At 61.4% G+C, this 15,772-nt stretch carries 19 protein-coding genes; 7 read left to right on the plus strand and 12 right to left on the minus strand.

What is annotated here, in order from left to right:
* The first annotated feature begins 48 nt into the window (after positions 1 to 48).
* Entirely contained in the window at positions 49 to 993 is a 945-nt protein-coding gene (locus tag DM807_RS07355) for an alpha/beta hydrolase (protein ID WP_012273632.1), read from the plus strand.
* A 34-nt stretch (positions 994 to 1,027) separates the two neighbouring features.
* Positions 1,028 to 1,498: a MaoC family dehydratase gene (locus tag DM807_RS07360; RefSeq protein WP_012273633.1), complete on the plus strand. Its 471-nt coding sequence runs from the start codon at positions 1,028 to 1,030 to the stop codon at positions 1,496 to 1,498.
* A gap of 64 nt (positions 1,499 to 1,562) precedes the next feature.
* Here DM807_RS07360 and DM807_RS07365 read toward each other — a convergent pair whose 3' ends face one another.
* The 5 genes from DM807_RS07365 to DM807_RS07385 form a co-directional block, all read right to left on the minus strand.
* Entirely contained in the window at positions 1,563 to 2,801 is a 1,239-nt protein-coding gene (locus DM807_RS07365; RefSeq protein ID WP_012273634.1) for an RNA polymerase sigma factor, read from the minus strand.
* A complete protein-coding gene (locus DM807_RS07370) occupies positions 2,801 to 3,286 on the minus strand; it encodes an SRPBCC family protein (protein WP_012273635.1) in 486 nt (161 codons plus the stop codon). Before DM807_RS07370 ends, DM807_RS07365 begins: the two co-directional genes overlap by 1 nt.
* A gap of 21 nt (positions 3,287 to 3,307) precedes the next feature.
* Entirely contained in the window at positions 3,308 to 3,652 is a 345-nt protein-coding gene (locus DM807_RS07375) for a YciI family protein (RefSeq protein ID WP_012273636.1), read from the minus strand.
* A gap of 44 nt (positions 3,653 to 3,696) precedes the next feature.
* Positions 3,697 to 4,122, minus strand: a complete 426-nt coding sequence (locus DM807_RS07380; protein ID WP_179027212.1) for a YybH family protein — start codon at positions 4,120 to 4,122, stop codon at positions 3,697 to 3,699.
* Positions 4,123 to 4,305: 183 nt separating this feature from the next.
* Positions 4,306 to 4,563, minus strand: a complete 258-nt coding sequence (locus DM807_RS07385; protein ID WP_060494661.1) for a DUF2790 domain-containing protein — start codon at positions 4,561 to 4,563, stop codon at positions 4,306 to 4,308.
* Between the two features lie 354 nt (positions 4,564 to 4,917).
* Here DM807_RS07385 and DM807_RS07390 point away from each other — a divergent pair, with 354 nt between their 5' ends.
* Positions 4,918 to 5,286 carry a GNAT family N-acetyltransferase gene (locus DM807_RS07390; protein WP_012273639.1) on the plus strand — a complete coding sequence of 123 codons (369 nt, stop codon included), beginning with the start codon at positions 4,918 to 4,920 and terminating at the stop codon, positions 5,284 to 5,286.
* Here the strand turns inward: DM807_RS07390 and def are convergent.
* From def to DM807_RS07405, 3 genes are all read right to left on the minus strand, one after another.
* Complete coding sequence (gene def, locus DM807_RS07395) at positions 5,241 to 5,777, minus strand: peptide deformylase (protein WP_012273640.1); 537 nt, start codon at positions 5,775 to 5,777, stop codon at positions 5,241 to 5,243. The two genes, DM807_RS07390 and def, sit on opposite strands and share 46 nt — an antisense overlap.
* On the minus strand, positions 5,774 to 6,733 hold the full coding sequence (locus DM807_RS07400) for a YihY/virulence factor BrkB family protein (RefSeq protein ID WP_012273641.1): 960 nt from the start codon (positions 6,731 to 6,733) through the stop codon (positions 5,774 to 5,776). The genes def and DM807_RS07400 overlap by 4 nt, the downstream gene beginning before the upstream one ends.
* Positions 6,734 to 6,889: 156 nt before the next feature.
* Positions 6,890 to 7,069 (minus strand): CsbD family protein, encoded by a 180-nt coding sequence (locus tag DM807_RS07405; protein ID WP_003254639.1) that lies wholly within the window; start codon positions 7,067 to 7,069, stop codon positions 6,890 to 6,892.
* Between the two features lie 242 nt (positions 7,070 to 7,311).
* Between DM807_RS07405 and DM807_RS07410 the strand changes: the two genes are divergently transcribed.
* Positions 7,312 to 8,784 (plus strand): right-handed parallel beta-helix repeat-containing protein, encoded by a 1,473-nt coding sequence (locus tag DM807_RS07410; RefSeq protein ID WP_179027213.1) that lies wholly within the window; start codon positions 7,312 to 7,314, stop codon positions 8,782 to 8,784.
* Positions 8,785 to 8,912: 128 nt separating this feature from the next.
* Entirely contained in the window at positions 8,913 to 9,293 is a 381-nt protein-coding gene (locus DM807_RS07415) for a hypothetical protein (protein ID WP_012273643.1), read from the plus strand.
* Here the strand turns inward: DM807_RS07415 and DM807_RS07420 are convergent, their stop codons facing one another.
* The 4 genes from DM807_RS07420 to DM807_RS07435 form a co-directional block, all read right to left on the minus strand.
* Positions 9,294 to 10,130, minus strand: a complete 837-nt coding sequence (locus DM807_RS07420; RefSeq protein WP_012273644.1) for a CvfB family protein — start codon at positions 10,128 to 10,130, stop codon at positions 9,294 to 9,296.
* A 106-nt stretch (positions 10,131 to 10,236) separates the two neighbouring features.
* Positions 10,237 to 12,690 carry a TonB-dependent siderophore receptor gene (locus DM807_RS07425; RefSeq protein ID WP_179027214.1) on the minus strand — a complete coding sequence of 818 codons (2,454 nt, stop codon included), beginning with the start codon at positions 12,688 to 12,690 and terminating at the stop codon, positions 10,237 to 10,239.
* Between the two features lie 118 nt (positions 12,691 to 12,808).
* Complete coding sequence (locus DM807_RS07430) at positions 12,809 to 13,750, minus strand: FecR domain-containing protein (protein ID WP_060515019.1); 942 nt, start codon at positions 13,748 to 13,750, stop codon at positions 12,809 to 12,811.
* On the minus strand, positions 13,747 to 14,265 hold the full coding sequence (locus tag DM807_RS07435; RefSeq protein WP_305728966.1) for a sigma-70 family RNA polymerase sigma factor: 519 nt from the start codon (positions 14,263 to 14,265) through the stop codon (positions 13,747 to 13,749). The genes DM807_RS07430 and DM807_RS07435 overlap by 4 nt, the downstream gene beginning before the upstream one ends.
* 147 nt (positions 14,266 to 14,412) lie before the next feature.
* On the opposite strand from DM807_RS07435, the gene DM807_RS07440 reads away from it, so the two are divergent.
* Positions 14,413 to 15,282 carry a DUF6279 family lipoprotein gene (locus tag DM807_RS07440; protein ID WP_012273648.1) on the plus strand — a complete coding sequence of 290 codons (870 nt, stop codon included), beginning with the start codon at positions 14,413 to 14,415 and terminating at the stop codon, positions 15,280 to 15,282.
* Between the two features lie 126 nt (positions 15,283 to 15,408).
* Entirely contained in the window at positions 15,409 to 15,765 is a 357-nt protein-coding gene (locus tag DM807_RS07445; RefSeq protein WP_060515018.1) for a hypothetical protein, read from the plus strand.
* Positions 15,766 to 15,772 lie beyond the last annotated feature (7 nt).

Genomic DNA, 15,772 nt, shown 5'->3' on the forward strand with positions numbered 1-15,772 from the left:
CCGGTTGTGCATACACTGTCCGGGTAACCGCTCGCACAAGGACCCGCCATGCCCCACGACGCCTTCTGGCTACCCGCCAGCGAGCACTGCAGCCTGTACGTACACCAATGGCTGCCGGCCACGCCAGTAAAGGCCGTGGTGCTGCTGGCCCATGGCATGGCCGAGCATGCCGGGCGCTACCAACGCCTGGGGCATGCCCTGAGCGAGGCCGGCTTTGCCCTGTTCGCTGCCGACCAACGCGGCCACGGGCGCACCGCCGAACAGGGCAGCCTCGGCCTGTTCGCCCGCCATCATGGCTGGAATGCCGTGGTCAACGACCTCGGACGCGTGGCCCAGCACATCGGCCAGCAATACCCGTGCACGCCACTGTTCCTGCTTGGCCACAGCATGGGTAGCTATATTGCCCAGGCCTACCTGTTGCACCACAGTGGCAGCCTGCACGGGGCGATCCTCAGCGGCTCCAACTACCAGCCGGCGGCGCTGTACCGCGTGGCACGGCTGATTGCCCGGCTTGAGGCCTGGCGCCAAGGGCCGTTGGGTAAAAGTGCACTGATCGAGTGGTTGTCGTTTGGTTCGTTCAACAAGGCCTTCAAGCCCAACCGCACAGCATTCGACTGGCTCAGCCGCGACCCCGGCGAGGTCGACCAGTACGTCAACGACCCGTTGTGCGGCTTTCGCTGCAGCAACCAGCTGTGGTTGGACCTGCTGCAAGGGTTGGCGCAGATCAGCCAGCCGAGTAACCTCGCGCAGATCGATCCCAACCTGCCAATACTGGTAATTGGTGGCGAATGTGATCCGGTCAGTGCTGGCAAGCGTCTTACCCATCTGGCCGACGCCCTGCGCGCGACCGGCAATCGACATGTACGGCTACGCGTCTATCCTGATGCGCGGCATGAAGTACTCAACGAAACCAACCGTGACGAGGTCACCGCCGATATTCTCGGCTGGCTTGAACAGGCGCTGGCCCTTGGCCGCCCTGTGCGCAGTGAATGATAGCCGCCCTCGCCCAACGCTTAAGGAAGCACCGATGTCCCAGGTCACCAACACGCCTTACGAAGCCCTCGAAGTCGGCCAGAAAGCCGAGTACAAGAAGTCCGTCGAAGAACGCGACATCCAGCTGTTCGCTGCGATGTCCGGTGACCACAACCCGGTTCACCTGGATGCCGAGTTCGCCGCAAAGAGCATGTTCCGCGAGCGGATTGCCCATGGCATGTTCAGCGGCGCGCTGATCAGTGCTGCAGTGGCCTGCACCCTGCCTGGCCCTGGCACCATCTACCTGGGCCAGCAGATGAGCTTCCAGAAACCGGTGAAAATTGGCGACACCCTGACCGTGCGGCTGGAAATTCTCGAGAAGTTGCCCAAGTTCAAGGTGCGCATCGCGACCAATGTGTACAACCAGAACGATGAGCTGGTGGTCCAGGGTGAAGCCGAGATCCTGGCACCGCGCAAGCAGCAGACCGTCGAACTGGTGTCGCCGCCGAATTTTGTGGCTAGCTGAAAACTGATAAGCCAATACCGGCCTCTTCGCGGGCAAGCCCGCGAAGAGGCCGGTATCGCCAACATCATTCAATGAGTTTCAACCGCTGCTCGATATGCCGCCGCTCCGGCGCCTGTCGGGTCAACGCCAGTGCCTGCCGCCAGGCCGCACGCGCCTCCTCCATTTGCCCCAGCTGATAATGCAGCTCGGCCCGCGCCGCATGCGCCAGGTGATAGTCCAGCAGTTCACCCCGCGCCAGAATCCCTTCGACTACCCGCAGGCCAACCTCCGGCCCATCTCGCTTCGCCAGCGCCACCGCCCGGTTCAACTCCACCACCGCCGACGGCCAATGACGCTGCAACACGTCATAAAGCCCAACGATCTCAGCCCAATCTGTCTGTTCAGCCGTTGCCGCTTCGGCATGCACGGCAGCAATCGCCGCCTGAACGGTATAGGCGCCAAACGCCCGGCTCTGCAGGGCCTGGCGCACCAGTTCGCAGCCCTCTTCAATGCGTGGCCGGTCCCACAGGCTGCGGTCCTGCTGTTCCAGCACCACCAGGTTGCCCTGGGCATCGATACGTGCCTGCTGCCGGGACGCCTGCAGCAACATCAAGGCCAGCAGGCCGACCGCTTCCGGGTCGGGCAGCAACTGCACAAGCAACCGCGCCAGGCGAATGGCTTCATCACTGAGGTCCTGCTGCAGCAGTGCCTCGCCCGATGACGCCGAATAGCCCTCGTTGAACACCAGGTAGATCACCCGTAACACGCTATCCAGGCGCTCGCGCAGTTCGTTCAGTTCCGGCACTTGATAAGGGATGCCGGCCTCGCGGATCTTGGCCTTGGCGCGGACGATGCGCTGGGCAATGGTGGCCGGGCTTTGCAGGAAGGCACGGGCGATCTGCTCGGTGGTCAGGTCGCACACTTCGCGCAGGGTCAATGGCACCTGGGCGTCAGCCGACAGTGCCGGGTGGCAGCAGGTAAAGATCAGCCGCAGGCGGTCATCGGCCAGCAGTTCGTCGTCACTGGGATCCTGCGCCTGGCCTTCGAGCAGCATGCTCAGGTCTGCCTGGGAGCGGTCGAAACGGGCGCGTCGGCGCAACGCATCAATAGCTTTGAAGCGCCCGGTGGAAACCAGCCATGCCCTTGGGTTATCGGGTATGCCGTCGCGCTGCCAGCGCTCGACGGCGATGAAGAAGGCATCATGCATGGCCTCCTCGGCCAGGTCGAAGTCACCCAGCAAGCGGATCAACGTCGCCAGGATGCGCCGCGACTCACGCCGGTACACCGCCTCGACTTCGGCGCGCACCTGCGCCAGTGCCGTCATTAGTCGGGCATCCGCTGGGTCACCACCTCCACCAGGCGGTCCAGGCTTTCTCCCCAGCCCTGGTGGAAGCCCATTTCCTCGTGGGCACGGCAGTCAGCGGCAGTCCAGTGCCAGGCACGGGCGGTATAGCGAGTTTTGCCTTGTTCCTCGTCAAAGCTGATCACGGCAGTCATGAAGGCCTTGTCCGACGGCACCCAACCGGGGCCGAAGGCATCGGTGAACACCAACCGGCGCGGCGCGGCAATTTCCAGAAATACGCCCTGGTTCGGGTACTCGCTGCCATCCGGGGCCCGCATCAGGGTGCGAAACAGGCCGCCGGCCCATAACTGCATCTCGCACTCCGGGGTGGTCATGCCGTGCGGCCCCCACCACTGCATCAGCCACTGGGGGTCGGTCCAGGCACGGAATACCTTGGCCGGTGGTGCGTCGATCAGGCGGCTGATGGACAACTCGTGTTGCGCTTGCGCAGTGGGTGCAAGGCTCATGCTGGTTGTTCTCCTTGGCTATCAGGGTTGCAGTTCGCGCACCGGGCGCACCTCAACACTGCCAACCCGCGCGGCAGGGATGCCCTTGGCGATATTCAGTGCTTCGTTGAGGTCGCGGGCCTCCACCAGGTAAAAGCCGGCCAGTTGCTCCTTGGTTTCGGCGAAGGGGCCATCGGTCAGGCTCATGTGCCCCTTGCGCACGCGCACCGTGGTCGCCGTTTGCACCGGCTTCAACGCCTCGGCCGCCAGCATGCGCCCAGAACCGTGAATGGTTTCGGCGTAAGCCATGCATTCGGCGTCTTCCGGGCTGTCGGGAAGGCTGTGCAGCAACCCCTCGTCACAATAGACCAGGCACAGGTATTTCATGGTCACCTCCAGAGCATTGGCAAAGTGCGTTTGGCGATAACGGCTCAGGGCTTGAGATCGAACAGGGCTTTTTGCGTTTTCATGTCGAACGGTGCCGACCAATGCTCGTGGATCACCTGCCACTGGCCACCTTGACGACGATAGCCCACGGTGGCGCGCATGAAGCCGCACTGGCTTTCGTCATCCCCCGGCCCGCAGCGGTTAAGCCAATGGGCCAGGGCCAGGCCGCCAGCGGCGTGCACGGTGAGTTCGGCAAGCTCGAAGACCATGGGGCCCGTGCACATGTTCATGCACATTTCCCAGTGCGCGGTGTAGGGGGCTTTGCCTTTGAATTGCAGGGACTGGATGGCATCGAAGGCGACAATGTCATCGGCATAGGGGGCGGTGATGTTGGGGATGTCGCGATCGCGCACGGCCTGCATCCAGCGCTCGATCAGTTGGCGGATCTCGGTTTCGGCTGCGGTGCTCATCGGGGTTCCTCCGACAGGACAATGGGTTTGGGCACGGCGTGGAGCGTACCTTCACCTATTGTCGAACGATGTCTGAAGGAATCGACATGGCTTGTAGAAAATTCTGAAAGGTGATGGCTCCATCGCCGGCAAGCTGGCTTGCCGGCGATGGAGCCATCACCTAGTAGAATGGATATTTGTCGATCAGCCCTGCTGGCAACCCTCACCCATGGCTCGGTACTGGATGGTGTGCACCTGGCCCTGGTGGTCTTCGTAAGTCATGGTCGCAGGTACCACCTCGCAGACATTGGGGATGGTCGACAAGTTGATCACCCGCTTGATGTCCAGGTTCATGGAGTAGTCGTACTGCTGGGCCACAGGCTGGCTGGAGACGGGTGTGACCTCATCGGCAAGGGCGAACGAGGACATACCGACCAATGCAAGAATCAGTAATGGTTTCATGTGGGTTTGCCTTTTGAGCATTCAAGCTGATCGATTGACTTCTATTGCCGTATCCGGCGCGGAGAAGTTGCCATCTACGGTGAAGATGGCACGAAGTACCGATCCCGCTTCGTACTGCCAGGGGGGACGAATAAAATTCTACTCCCGGCCAGCAATAGTTGAACCCCAGAGTCGGATATTCACCCTTGCCGGTTTTGCAACAATCTGCGACAAAGTGGCCGCAAATCATCAGGCCAGAGCCTCTGGCCACGTTTCAGGGTAGGGCTCGCCATTTCTGAAAAAATGTCCTGTTCGAAACTTTCGGACATAGAACGCCGTTTACTGGACCACTTTTATCGCCAGCACGGCTCACGCATGCGCGCGGCAAGCGACGCCGAACTGTGGGTAGCAAGGGCCCCAGGCATCATTGCCGGGCTGAGCCTGAGTGCGGTGGGTGAGGGTTTCTGGCTGACCGGCCTGTTCGTCGACCCACAGCAGCGCAGTCAGGGGGTGGCAGCACGGTTGGTGGAGGCGGCGCTGGTACAGGCTCGCAGGCCTGTCTGGCTGTTCTGCCATCCCGACCTTGTCCCCTTCTATCAGCGCCTGGGTTTCGACCTGGCTCAACAACTGCCAGAAGCCTTGGCCGGCCGCCTGCAACGCTACCAGCGCAGCAAATGCCTTGTCGCCTTGCAGCGGGGTCAGTCGTCGCTGACCTCAAGCCCAGGGAACAGCACCTCGGTGTAACCAAACTTGGCAAAGTCCTGGATACGCGAGGGGTACAGTCGGCCAATCAAGTGGTCGCACTCGTGCTGCACGACCCGCGCATGGAAGCCGTCGGCAAAGCGGTTGATCGGGTTGCCCTGGGGGTCGATGCCTTCGTAGCAGATATGCTTGAAGCGCGGCACCACGCCACGCAGGCCGGGCACCGAGAGGCAACCTTCCCAACCGTCCTCGACCTCGCTGGAGGTCGGGGTGATGACCGGGTTCAGCAAAATGGTCTGCGGCACCGCCTCGGCATCGGGGTAACGCTCGCTGCGCTCGAAGCCGAAAATCACCAGTTGCAGGTCGATGCCGATCTGCGGCGCGGCCAGGCCCACACCGCCCACATGGCGCATGGTTTCGAACATGTCGTCGATCAGTTGCTGCAGTTCGGCAGTGCCGAGCATGTGCTCAGGCACTGGCGGGGCGATGCGCAGCAGGCGTTCATCGCCCATCTTGAGAATGTCACGGATCATCGGGGGTTCGGCTCGACGGTATGAGGCTCGCTCGGGTTCGGGTGCTCGTGGCCCAGTACCGTCAAGGTTTCCTTGGGCTTTTCCCCGTCGAAGTCTTTTTCGCCCGGGTTCTTGCCTTCGGCTGACATGTGCTCGATCACCGCATTCATTTCGGCGCCGAGCAGCAGCACGGCGGCCGAGATATAGAAATACAGCAACAGCACGATGATTGCACCAATGCTGCCGTACATGGCGTTGTAGTCGGCAAAGGTCTTCACGTAATAGGCAAAGCCCAGTGAGGCCACGATCCACACCACCACCGCCAGCACCGAGCCTGGGGTGATGAAGCGAAACTTCTGTTTCACGTCGGGCATCACGTAGTAGATCAGCGCCACCGCCACCATCAACAGGATGATGATCACCGGCCAGCGCAGGATGGTCCACAGGGTGACGATGAACTCCTGCATACCGATCTGGGCAGCGATCCACTCCATCACCTGAGGGCCCAGCACCATCAATGCCGCGGCCGCCAGCAGCATACCGGCCAGGCCCACGGTGTAGAAAATGGACAGCGGGATGCGCTTCCACACCGGGCGGCCTTCAGGCACGTCGTAGGCGGCGTTCATGGCGCTCATCATCAGGCGCACGCCGGCAGAGGCAGTCCACAAGGCAATCACGATACCTACCGACAACAGCCCGCCCTTGGACTGCTGCAGCTGGTCGATTACCGGGTTGACCTGCTCCAGCGCCTGGGGCGGTAACACCAGTTCCGACTGCAAGCGCAGCCAGGAGAAGAAGTCCGGCAAGTGCAGAAAGCCGATCAGGGCAATCAGAAACAACAGGAAGGGGAACAGCGAGAACAGCGCCTGATACGCCAGCGCTGAGGCATAGGTGGACATCTCGTCGTCGAGGAATTCCTTGACGGTGCGTACCAGCACGCGGTGCAGGGGCAGGCCGCGCAGGTCGGGGAAAATCATAGCGTCTCCTTTCGCCGCTTGATCATTACAACAGGCAAGTCTAATAGACCCTGTCGTTGCTGTGCTGCTCCCGGCCATGATTGAAGAATTTGCTTACGACAGTGCCGCCCCCTTTGCGGGCTTGCCCGCGAAGGGGGCGGCACAAACCACCTCGAATCAAGGCTTTTTCACCGCATCCTTCACATTGCCCTTGATTTGCTGCGCCTCGCCTTTGAGTTCCTGTGCCTTGCCCTCGGCCCGCAGCTTGTCGTTGTCGGTCACCTTGCCGACTCCCTGCTTCACGTTGCCGATCGCTTCGTTGGCCAGGCCTTTCGCTTTGTCTTTGGTACCGCTCATGGCAAAACTCCTGCAAATGGAGACACGTGGACCGTGTCGACAGTAGGTGGACCCAACGCCTTCATCAGGAGTTTCAACGAATTTTCCTTCCATAAGCCGAGCGGTAAATCTGCGGGCGAATACCGCACCCAATCGCCACCGCGCCCCTGCGCAGTCAGTACGGCTGCCCTAGAATCCCCGCAAACGTCCGCCCGAAGCAGGCGGACACTCGATAAGAACAATGTTTTCGGATACCCACACCCATGCGTTTGATGCCTGCGCTGGTGGCCTTGCTGCCACTGCTCCCCTTGCCCACCCTGGCCGCCGCACCGGCCAGCCCCGAAACCCTGCGTGTCGAGCGTTATGCCGACGACGGCCAACCCGGCTCGCTGCGCTGGGCCATCGAAACCAGCAACCAGAACCCAGGCCACTACCGCATCGATATTGCGGCCGTGGGCAAGCCGCCCTATGTCATCCGCCCCAGCCGCGCACTGCCGGAGATCAAAGGCCCGGTACGTATCACCGGCCTGCCCTGGGCACAAAACGGCCAATACATCGCCATCGACGGCTCGGCCTACATCAAGGACCAGGGCGTACACACCTGCCCCGGCGCCCTGCCCGGCCAGTTCGGCACCAACGTGCGCACCACCACCAACCCCGGGCTGGTGCTGCGTGACACCCAGGGCGTGCACCTGAGCGGCCTGGAAGTGCGCAATTTCTGCATCGGCATCCTGGTCAACCGCGCAAGCTACAACGTGATCGAAGACAACCGCATCGTCGCCAACAAGGGCGGCGCGGGCATCATGTTGACCGGCGACGACGGCGCCGGTAACCCCACCGCCACCACCACGAACTACAACAAGGTGCTGCGCAACCAGCTGATCGACAACGGCGACGGCCTGGAGCTGACCCGCGGTGCGGCGTTCAACCTGGTGGCCGACAACCTGTTCCGCTCCACCGCAGCCAACCCTGAGCCCTCCCAAGGCATCGAGATTCTGCTGGGCAACGACAACAGCGTGGTGCGCAACCGGTTCGAAAACTACTCCGACGGCCTGCAGATCAACTGGGGCAAGCGCAATTACCTGGCGGCCAATACCTTCAGCGGTAACTCGATCGGTGTCAGCGTCACCGGCGAGGGCAACATCCTCGACGGCAACCTGATCCACGGCAACCGCATCGGCGTGGCCCTACGCCCGGAGCCGGACATTACCGCCACGCGCCTGAGCGCCAACCGCATCTGGGGTAACAGCCAGGACATCCGCCGCTGCGAGGCCGGCGGTTCATGCGTGCCCGACCAGCGCACCGGCGCCATCGTGTTTGGCGTGCCGGCCCAGGCGCATGCGCTGTATGTGGGGTCGCGTGGGGTGGGGGCCGACCTTGCCAAGCAAGACCAGGCGATCATCTGCGATGCCAAGGGCGAGCCCAAGCCGTGCCAGCCGCTACCCAACCATAACCAGCAGGCACCACGGCTGTTAGCGCTGGAAGGCAATGTGTTGCGTGGAGAAGTGCAGGGGCCGGCGTCGAGCCTGCTGCGGGTGGAGTTCTTTGGCAATGCCGAGGCCGATGGCACCGAGGCGCAGCAGTACCTTGGGGACGTGCTGGTGAACAGCGACCCGCAGGGCGAGGCGCGGTTTGCGCAGGTGTTGGAGAATATGGGCGAGTTGCGCAGCTTTACTGCGACGGTGACCACTGCCGATGGGGCAACGTCTGAATTGAGCCTGCCGGTTCGCCGGTGAAGTACCGGCCCTTTCGCAGGCTTGCCCGCGAAAGGGCCCGCATACGCACCGCACGTTACAAGCCTTGCCCCGCCCGGTGCCACCCCTCACAATGCAGGCCTTCATAGCGTCAACCCGCAGGAACCTGCATGAAACTCGACAAACCCGCCGCCATTGCCCGGCGCAACGAAGCACTGGCCCGGCCGGTGCTGACCAGCAGCAATACCCTGTTCGCCATCCTCGACCGCAAGCGCAACCTGTGGTGGTTCGAAGTGCCGGTGGCGCTGCTGCGCAAGGGCCAGCCCGACTGGGTCAACTTGCTGCTGCACAACCCGGAAAGCGATGAGCTGCAGCACCTGAAGGTGCCTACAAACTTCCTCAAAGCTCACCAGGAGCAAATGGAAGTGCGCAACCCCGGCAAGCGCCGCTCGACCATCAGCCTGGCCCTCAGCGCCGACCGCGACTCGCTGCTGCGCGACACCCGTCCCGGTGGTGAGCAGCTGGACTTCCGTACCTTCGTGCAGGCCTGATCAGGCCTTTTCGATCCGATCGTCATGGATGACGATCAGGCCCTGCTTGAACAACCCGCCAATGGCCTTCTTGAAGTTGCCCTTGCTGACGTTGAACAGCTTGCTGATCAACGCAGGATCGCTCTTGTCACACACACCCAACACCCCGCCTTCGGCCTCCAGGCGCGCCATGATCTGCTCTTGCAGGGTGTCTGCCAGGGCCGCGCCGACCGGCTGCAGGCTCAGCGAGATCTTGCCGTCCGGGCGCACTTCCTTGATGAAGCCCTTCTCGTGCATGCCCGAGCGCAGGAACTTGAACACCTCGTTCTTGTGGATCAAACCCCAGTGGCGGTTGTTGATGATGGCCTTGAAGCCCATCGGCGTTTCGCCGGCCACCAGCAACTCGACCGGCTGGCCAACCTTGTAGTCGGCCGGGGTAACGTCGAGGTAGCGGTCCAGACGCGAGGTGGCGGTGATGCGGCGGGTGCGCTTGTCGAGGTACACGTGCACCACGCAGTAATCGCCGATCTTCAGCGGCCGTGCCTCTTCCGAGTACGGCATCAGCAGGTCCTTGGACAGGCCCCAGTCAAGGAAGATACCGGCACCGTTGATGTCCTTGACCTTGAGGCTGGCGAACTCGCCCACCTGCACCTTGGGCTTCTCGGTGGTGGCGATCAGCTGGTCTTCGCTGTCCAGGTAGATGAACACGTTCAGCCAGTCATCGACCTCGGTCTCGGCGTTTTTCGGGATATAGCGCCCGGGCAGCAGGATCTCGCCATCGGCGCCGCCGTCCAGGTACAGACCGAAGTCCACGTGTTTCACGATTTGCAAACTGTTGTAACGCCCAAGCAGAGCCATTTCCGATGATCCTCAAGACAAGGGGGCTATTTTCCGGATAGACATGGGGTGGTGTCAAAGCTTCCGGACGGTTGCCCCTTTGCGCTTGAGCTTTTGGGGCGCTGGATCAGAAATCGTAGCGCAGGTTCAACATGGCGTTACGCGGTGCACCGTAGTGCCCGTAGTTGCCAGCAAAGCCCGCATAGTACTTTTCGTCGAACAGGTTGTTGATATTGAGGGTGGTGCTGAGGTGATCGGTGACTTGGTAGCGTGCCATCAGGCTGGCCACATAGTAGTCATCCTGTTTAGCCCGAGTCTGGTAGCGGCTAAAGTACAGTGACGTACCCGAGTTCCAGTTGACGCCACCGCCGACGGTGAGCTTGTCCCATTCGCCAGGCAGGCGGTAGGTAGTCCAGAAACGCAACGTGTCTGTGGGCAACTGGGTCAGCTGGCGGTTGCCATCGGAGTCTTCGGTACGGGACCAGCTGTAGCTGGATTGTACGCTCCAGCCTGGCAGTACCTCGCCGGAAAGCTCCAGGTCGACACCTTTGGTTTCGGCACCACTGACAGCTTTATAGGCGATGTCGCTGGTACCTGGAATCGTCTCGCCCGTGGCAACACCCAGATTGTCACGCTTGATGTAGTAGATCGCGGCGTTGGCATTGAGGCGGCGGTCGAAGAACTCACCCTTCCAACCGGCCTCGTAGTTGGTGCCTTCCACGGGATCCAGTGGTTTGTTGTCGATGTCCCGGTTCGATTGCGGTTTGAAAATGTCGGTGTAGCTGACATAAACCGATTGCTCAGGCGTCACGTCGTAGACGATGCCGGCATAGGGTGTGACCACGCCACGTTCGCGCATTCCATACACGGTAGGGTCCCGTTCGGGGATGGCATTGAGCACCTTAGAGTAATAGTTGTATTCGTAGTTGCTGCCGCGCGCCCCCAGGATCACGTGGAGATCATCGGTGAAGTTGAGGCGTGTTGCCGCAAAGTAACCGCTTTGCCGTGAGTTGATGTTGAAGTCCAGCAGTGGCGTGTAGCTGGCCGGTTTCGGCAGTTCGTTATCCCACGTATCGAAATCGAAACCTTGGGTGCCGCCGGTGTAGGAAAAGTGCGTGTTGTCATATTGCTGGTAGTTGTAGCCGATTATCAGCTCGTGGGTCTGTCCAAACGCTTGAAATGGCCCTTGCAGGGTCACGTCCACCCCTTTTTGGGTCTGGTCAGCCCACGATTTCCCTCGCTCAGCGTTAGCACGGTTGGTTGCCGGGTCCAGGCTGGAGGTCAGGCTGTTGGTTGCGTAGTAGGCTACGCCGACGTCCCGGTCTACGTCCATGTAGTTTGCGGCCACTTTCAACTGCCAATCGTTGGCAAGCTGCTGTTCGACATTGATGGTGTAGTTGAAGGTTTCATAGTCATCGTAGGCCCAGCGTGCCCCGGCGCTGGTCGAGCGCGAGAAGTTGGTTTGCTGGCCATTGTTGTACATCAAGGGTACGCCAGGGGCGCCAGTGGCCTTGTAGGTCTGATAGTCGACGCCGAAACGCACCAAGGTGGTATCGGTAACATCGGCTTCGATGACGCCATAGGCAATGTTCTTATCCTGGCTGTACCAGTCCATGAAGGTGTTGTTGTCCTGCTTGGCAGCCACGAAGCGGCCACGCAGCTTGCCGCTGTCGATCAGCGGACCGGAGACGTCTGCTTCGAGGCGGTTGTAGTCCCAAGAGCCGATTGTGCCTTGCACGTAGGATTGAAAATACGCAGTCGGGCGCTTGTGAATGACGTTGACTACGCCGCTGGGGTCGCCTGCACCGGTCATCAGGCCGGTAGCACCACGCACAATTTCCACGTGGTCGTACAGGGCCATGTCCAACAAGGTGCCAGGCATGGTGCGTGTCTGGTTTTCCTGCGTCGTGGTCACCCCATCAATCTGGTAAGTATTGATCTGGCTGCCGCGTGAATAGATATTGAAGCGCTCGCCGCCGTCCTGGGACATGGTAATTCCGGGGGCCTGTGTCAGCACTTCGCTCATGGTATGCAGTTGCTGGTCATCCATGCGCTGGCGGGTAATGACGCTAATCGTCTGCGGTGTCTCTCGAATCGACAGGTTCATCTTGGTCGCCGTATTGGTCGACCCGGTCGTATAAGACCCCGTCCCTTCCGTCGTAGCCCCCAGGCCCGAGGCATTGATGCTGGTTGCGCCCAGCTCGAGTGCGCCATCCTTCGTACGCGGCAAAAGCAGGTAATTTCCATTACTGGCGGCCATCACCTGTAGATCGCTCCCTGCCAGCAACCGGGCAAACCCTTGGTCGACACTGTATGTCCCCTGCAAACCCGTACTGTGCTTACCCTGGGTCAGCTCGGCCTCGAACGACAGCACCACCCCGGCATCGCTGGCAAAGCGGCTGAGCACCGCGCCCAATGGCCCGCTGGCAATGGCATAGCTGCGAGTGGCTTCGACGGCACGGGCCTGCCCTGCCGCACTCAGCGGATGAATCACCGTGGCCTGCAGCAGCAAGGCGGCACTGAACATGGCAACGACGAGGGGTTTTCTGGGGTAGCAGTGAGGGGTAACGCGGCGTGGCATGAGGGGCTCCTTCAAAGGCCTGTGGTGGCGGTTTGCAGGAGGGGTCGTGTGAAATTGGAAAACCGACAATGCAAACGAGAAATATTTTTAAAAACGATCTGCTGCCCCAATGACAGTTTCAGGCCAAAGGCCGCACCCTCACCCAGAATCGCGTGCGGGTCTCGATCCGCACCGGCAGCGCCTGGGCAATCGCCTGCAACGCGCGCGCGGTATCGTCCAGCGGGAAGGCCCCAGACAGGCGTAGATGGGCAACCTCCTTGGCACACTCGATAAAGCCGGGGCGATAGCGCTGCAACTCATCCAGCACCTGGCCCAGCGGCCAGTTGTCGATCACCAGCCGGCCATTCACCCACTCATCCCGATTGGGGTCGAGCACTTGTGGCGCAGGCAGTGGCCCGGAACCAAAGCGCAGGCTCATGCCCGCCTCCACCCGCAACGGCTCGGTCTCTGGGCGGTTACGCACGGCAACGGCATGTTCCAGCACGTCCAGTTCGGTCTGCCCGTCCAACTGGCGCACGACAAAGTGCGTGCCCAGCGCACGCATCTCGCCCTGCTGGCTGCGCACGCTGAGTGGCCGTGCATCCTTGGCCGTGGTCACCATGATTTCTCCAGCGCGCAGGATGATCAGCCGCTGCTGGTGGTCATAGCGGATGTCCACGGCACTGGCCGTGTTAAGCGTGAGCTGTGTGCCATCCTCCAACCGCAGCTGGCGCCGTTCCCCCGTAGCGGTGCGTACATCGGCCAGCCACAGTGGCGTCTGGCGGTAGCCGGTCCAGGCCAGGCCCGACACGCCAAGGCCTAGCACCAGGCCCTTGAGCACAGTGCGCCGGCCAGTCAACGGCTGTTCCACCGCCAACGTTCGTTGTGCCACAGTCGACGGCACGCTGCTCAACTCGGCGTGAAAGGCCTCCAGGCGCTGCCAGGCCCACTGATGAATCGGGTCGCCCTGATGCCAGGCCTGCCAACGCTGGTACAGCGTCTGATAGTCCGCCCCGGCACTCAAGCGGGCATGCCACTGCGCCGCATCACGCAGGGCCTGGCGTTGCTGCGCCGGGCTCACAGTTCGGCATCCAGCGCAAACAGCAGGCACTGCTCGGTGGCCTTGGCGATGTATTTGGTCACCGAACTGACAGACACCCCAAGGCGTTCGGCAATTTCGGCGTAGCTCAAGCCTTCGAGGTGGGAAAGAAACAGCGCCTGGCGCACCTTGTGGTTCAAGCCATCGAGCATGGCATCGAGTTGCAACAGCGTTTCCAGCAGCAGCACCCGTTGCTCGGGTGACGCCTCAACCAGTTCTGGCTCCAGCGCCAAGGCTTCCAGATAGGCCTGCTCCAGCGAGCGCCGGCGCAAATGGTCGACCATCACCCGCTTGGCCACCGTCGCCAGAAAATGACGCGGCTCGCGCAGCGGGTGGGCCACCGTGCTGGCGATCAGGCGCAGGAACGTGTCATGGGTCAGGTCCGCCGCCCGCTCGCGATCGCCCAGACGCCGGCGCAGCCAGCCTTGCAGCCAGCCGCTGTGGTCGCGGTACAGGCAGTGCATGTCATCGTGCGGTGCAGGCGGGACCTTGTACACGCAATCATCCTTGTAACGATGCGGATAAGAATTAGTCGCAATAATAGTGAGATTGCCGATGGAAGGAAACCGCCATTGCAACGATACGGTGGAACCCTGCGGCTACCCTTACCTCTACCGATTGGTTGCCAATGCAAGGAACAGCACATGCCCCTACGCCTGTCCAAAGCCCTGCTCATCACCATCGGCTTCGCTGCGGCCCTGGCCGCCTGCAGCCGTATCGACCTGGCCTACCGCAACCTCGACCGCCTGGTGCCATGGTCGCTGGGTGATTACCTGGACATGAACCGCGAGCAGAAGGCTTTGCTCGACGACCGGCTCAAGGAGCACCTGGCCTGGCATTGCAAGACTCAGCTGCCCGGCTACCTCGACTGGCTGGACCGAATACGCGGCATGGTCGCCGACGACCAGGTTACCGACCAGGCCCTGCAGCAACGCACCCGCGAGGCCCGCGAAGCGATTGGCCGGGTGGCCGAGGAAATCACCCCTTCGGCCACCGAGTTGCTGCGTGGTATGAGCGACAGCCAGGTAGCTGAGATGCGCGCGGCCTTCCGCGACGACATCAGTGAGCGGCAGAAGCAATACGTGGATACCCCTCTGCCGAAGCAGATCGCCCGCCGTACCGAACGTATGGAAAAACGCCTGACACCGTGGTTTGGCGAGCTGACCCCGGTGCAAAAACAACGTGTGCGGGCCTGGTCCGAAGCGCTGGGCGATCAGAACCGAGAATGGATCGCCAACCGGGCCCACTGGCAGCAGCAATTACTGTTGGCGATGAACCAACGCAACGACGCGAGCTTCGAGCCGCGCCTGGCGACCTTGTTGCAGCACAAGGAGAGTTTGTGGACACCCGAATACCAGGCGGCCTATCAGAACACCGAGCGGCAGGCGCGCAGCTTGCTGGTGGATCTGGTGCAGCAAAGCACCCCGCAGCAGCGGCGGTTCTTACAGGAGCGGTTGGGCAAAGTACGTACCGATTTCAGTGATTTGAAGTGCCTGAAAGGTGCACCCGCCTGAGCTATCACCTTGATGCGGTAGCGGTGTGGCAGCTATCTAACACAAGCATTGGATCGGCTCATGCACGCTGTCGGCTTGGCCTGAAACCCAGGCCATGCCCCTACCATTATCGCGAGGATCAGGTGCATGAACGCTGAATCGACAATCAAAAAAGAGTTCAACCCTTTCATTTCAGGCACGCTTGAAGAACTGTTGAAGACCATAGCGTCAGACGGTGTGATATCAATAGAAGAATACCAGCAGGTCCGCGAAGAAGCGGACAAACGCATGGAAAACCTCATTGGCTTGTTCGGCACCCGCAACAGCACGCTGAAGGCCTACATGAACTCCATGGACGTCACCATGCAACTGCTGCAGTTGACAGCGCTACAGGCCAAGAACGCCAAACTCACGGATACTGGCGAAGCGATTGTCCGCGATGCATTGATGGCCCAGGTCGAGTACCTGCGGGCCGGTGCCAACCTCGTACTCAGGCTGCTGTAACAACACC

This window comes from Pseudomonas hunanensis (genome assembly GCF_013393325.1).
GTDB lineage: Bacteria > Pseudomonadota > Gammaproteobacteria > Pseudomonadales > Pseudomonadaceae > Aquipseudomonas > Aquipseudomonas putida_P.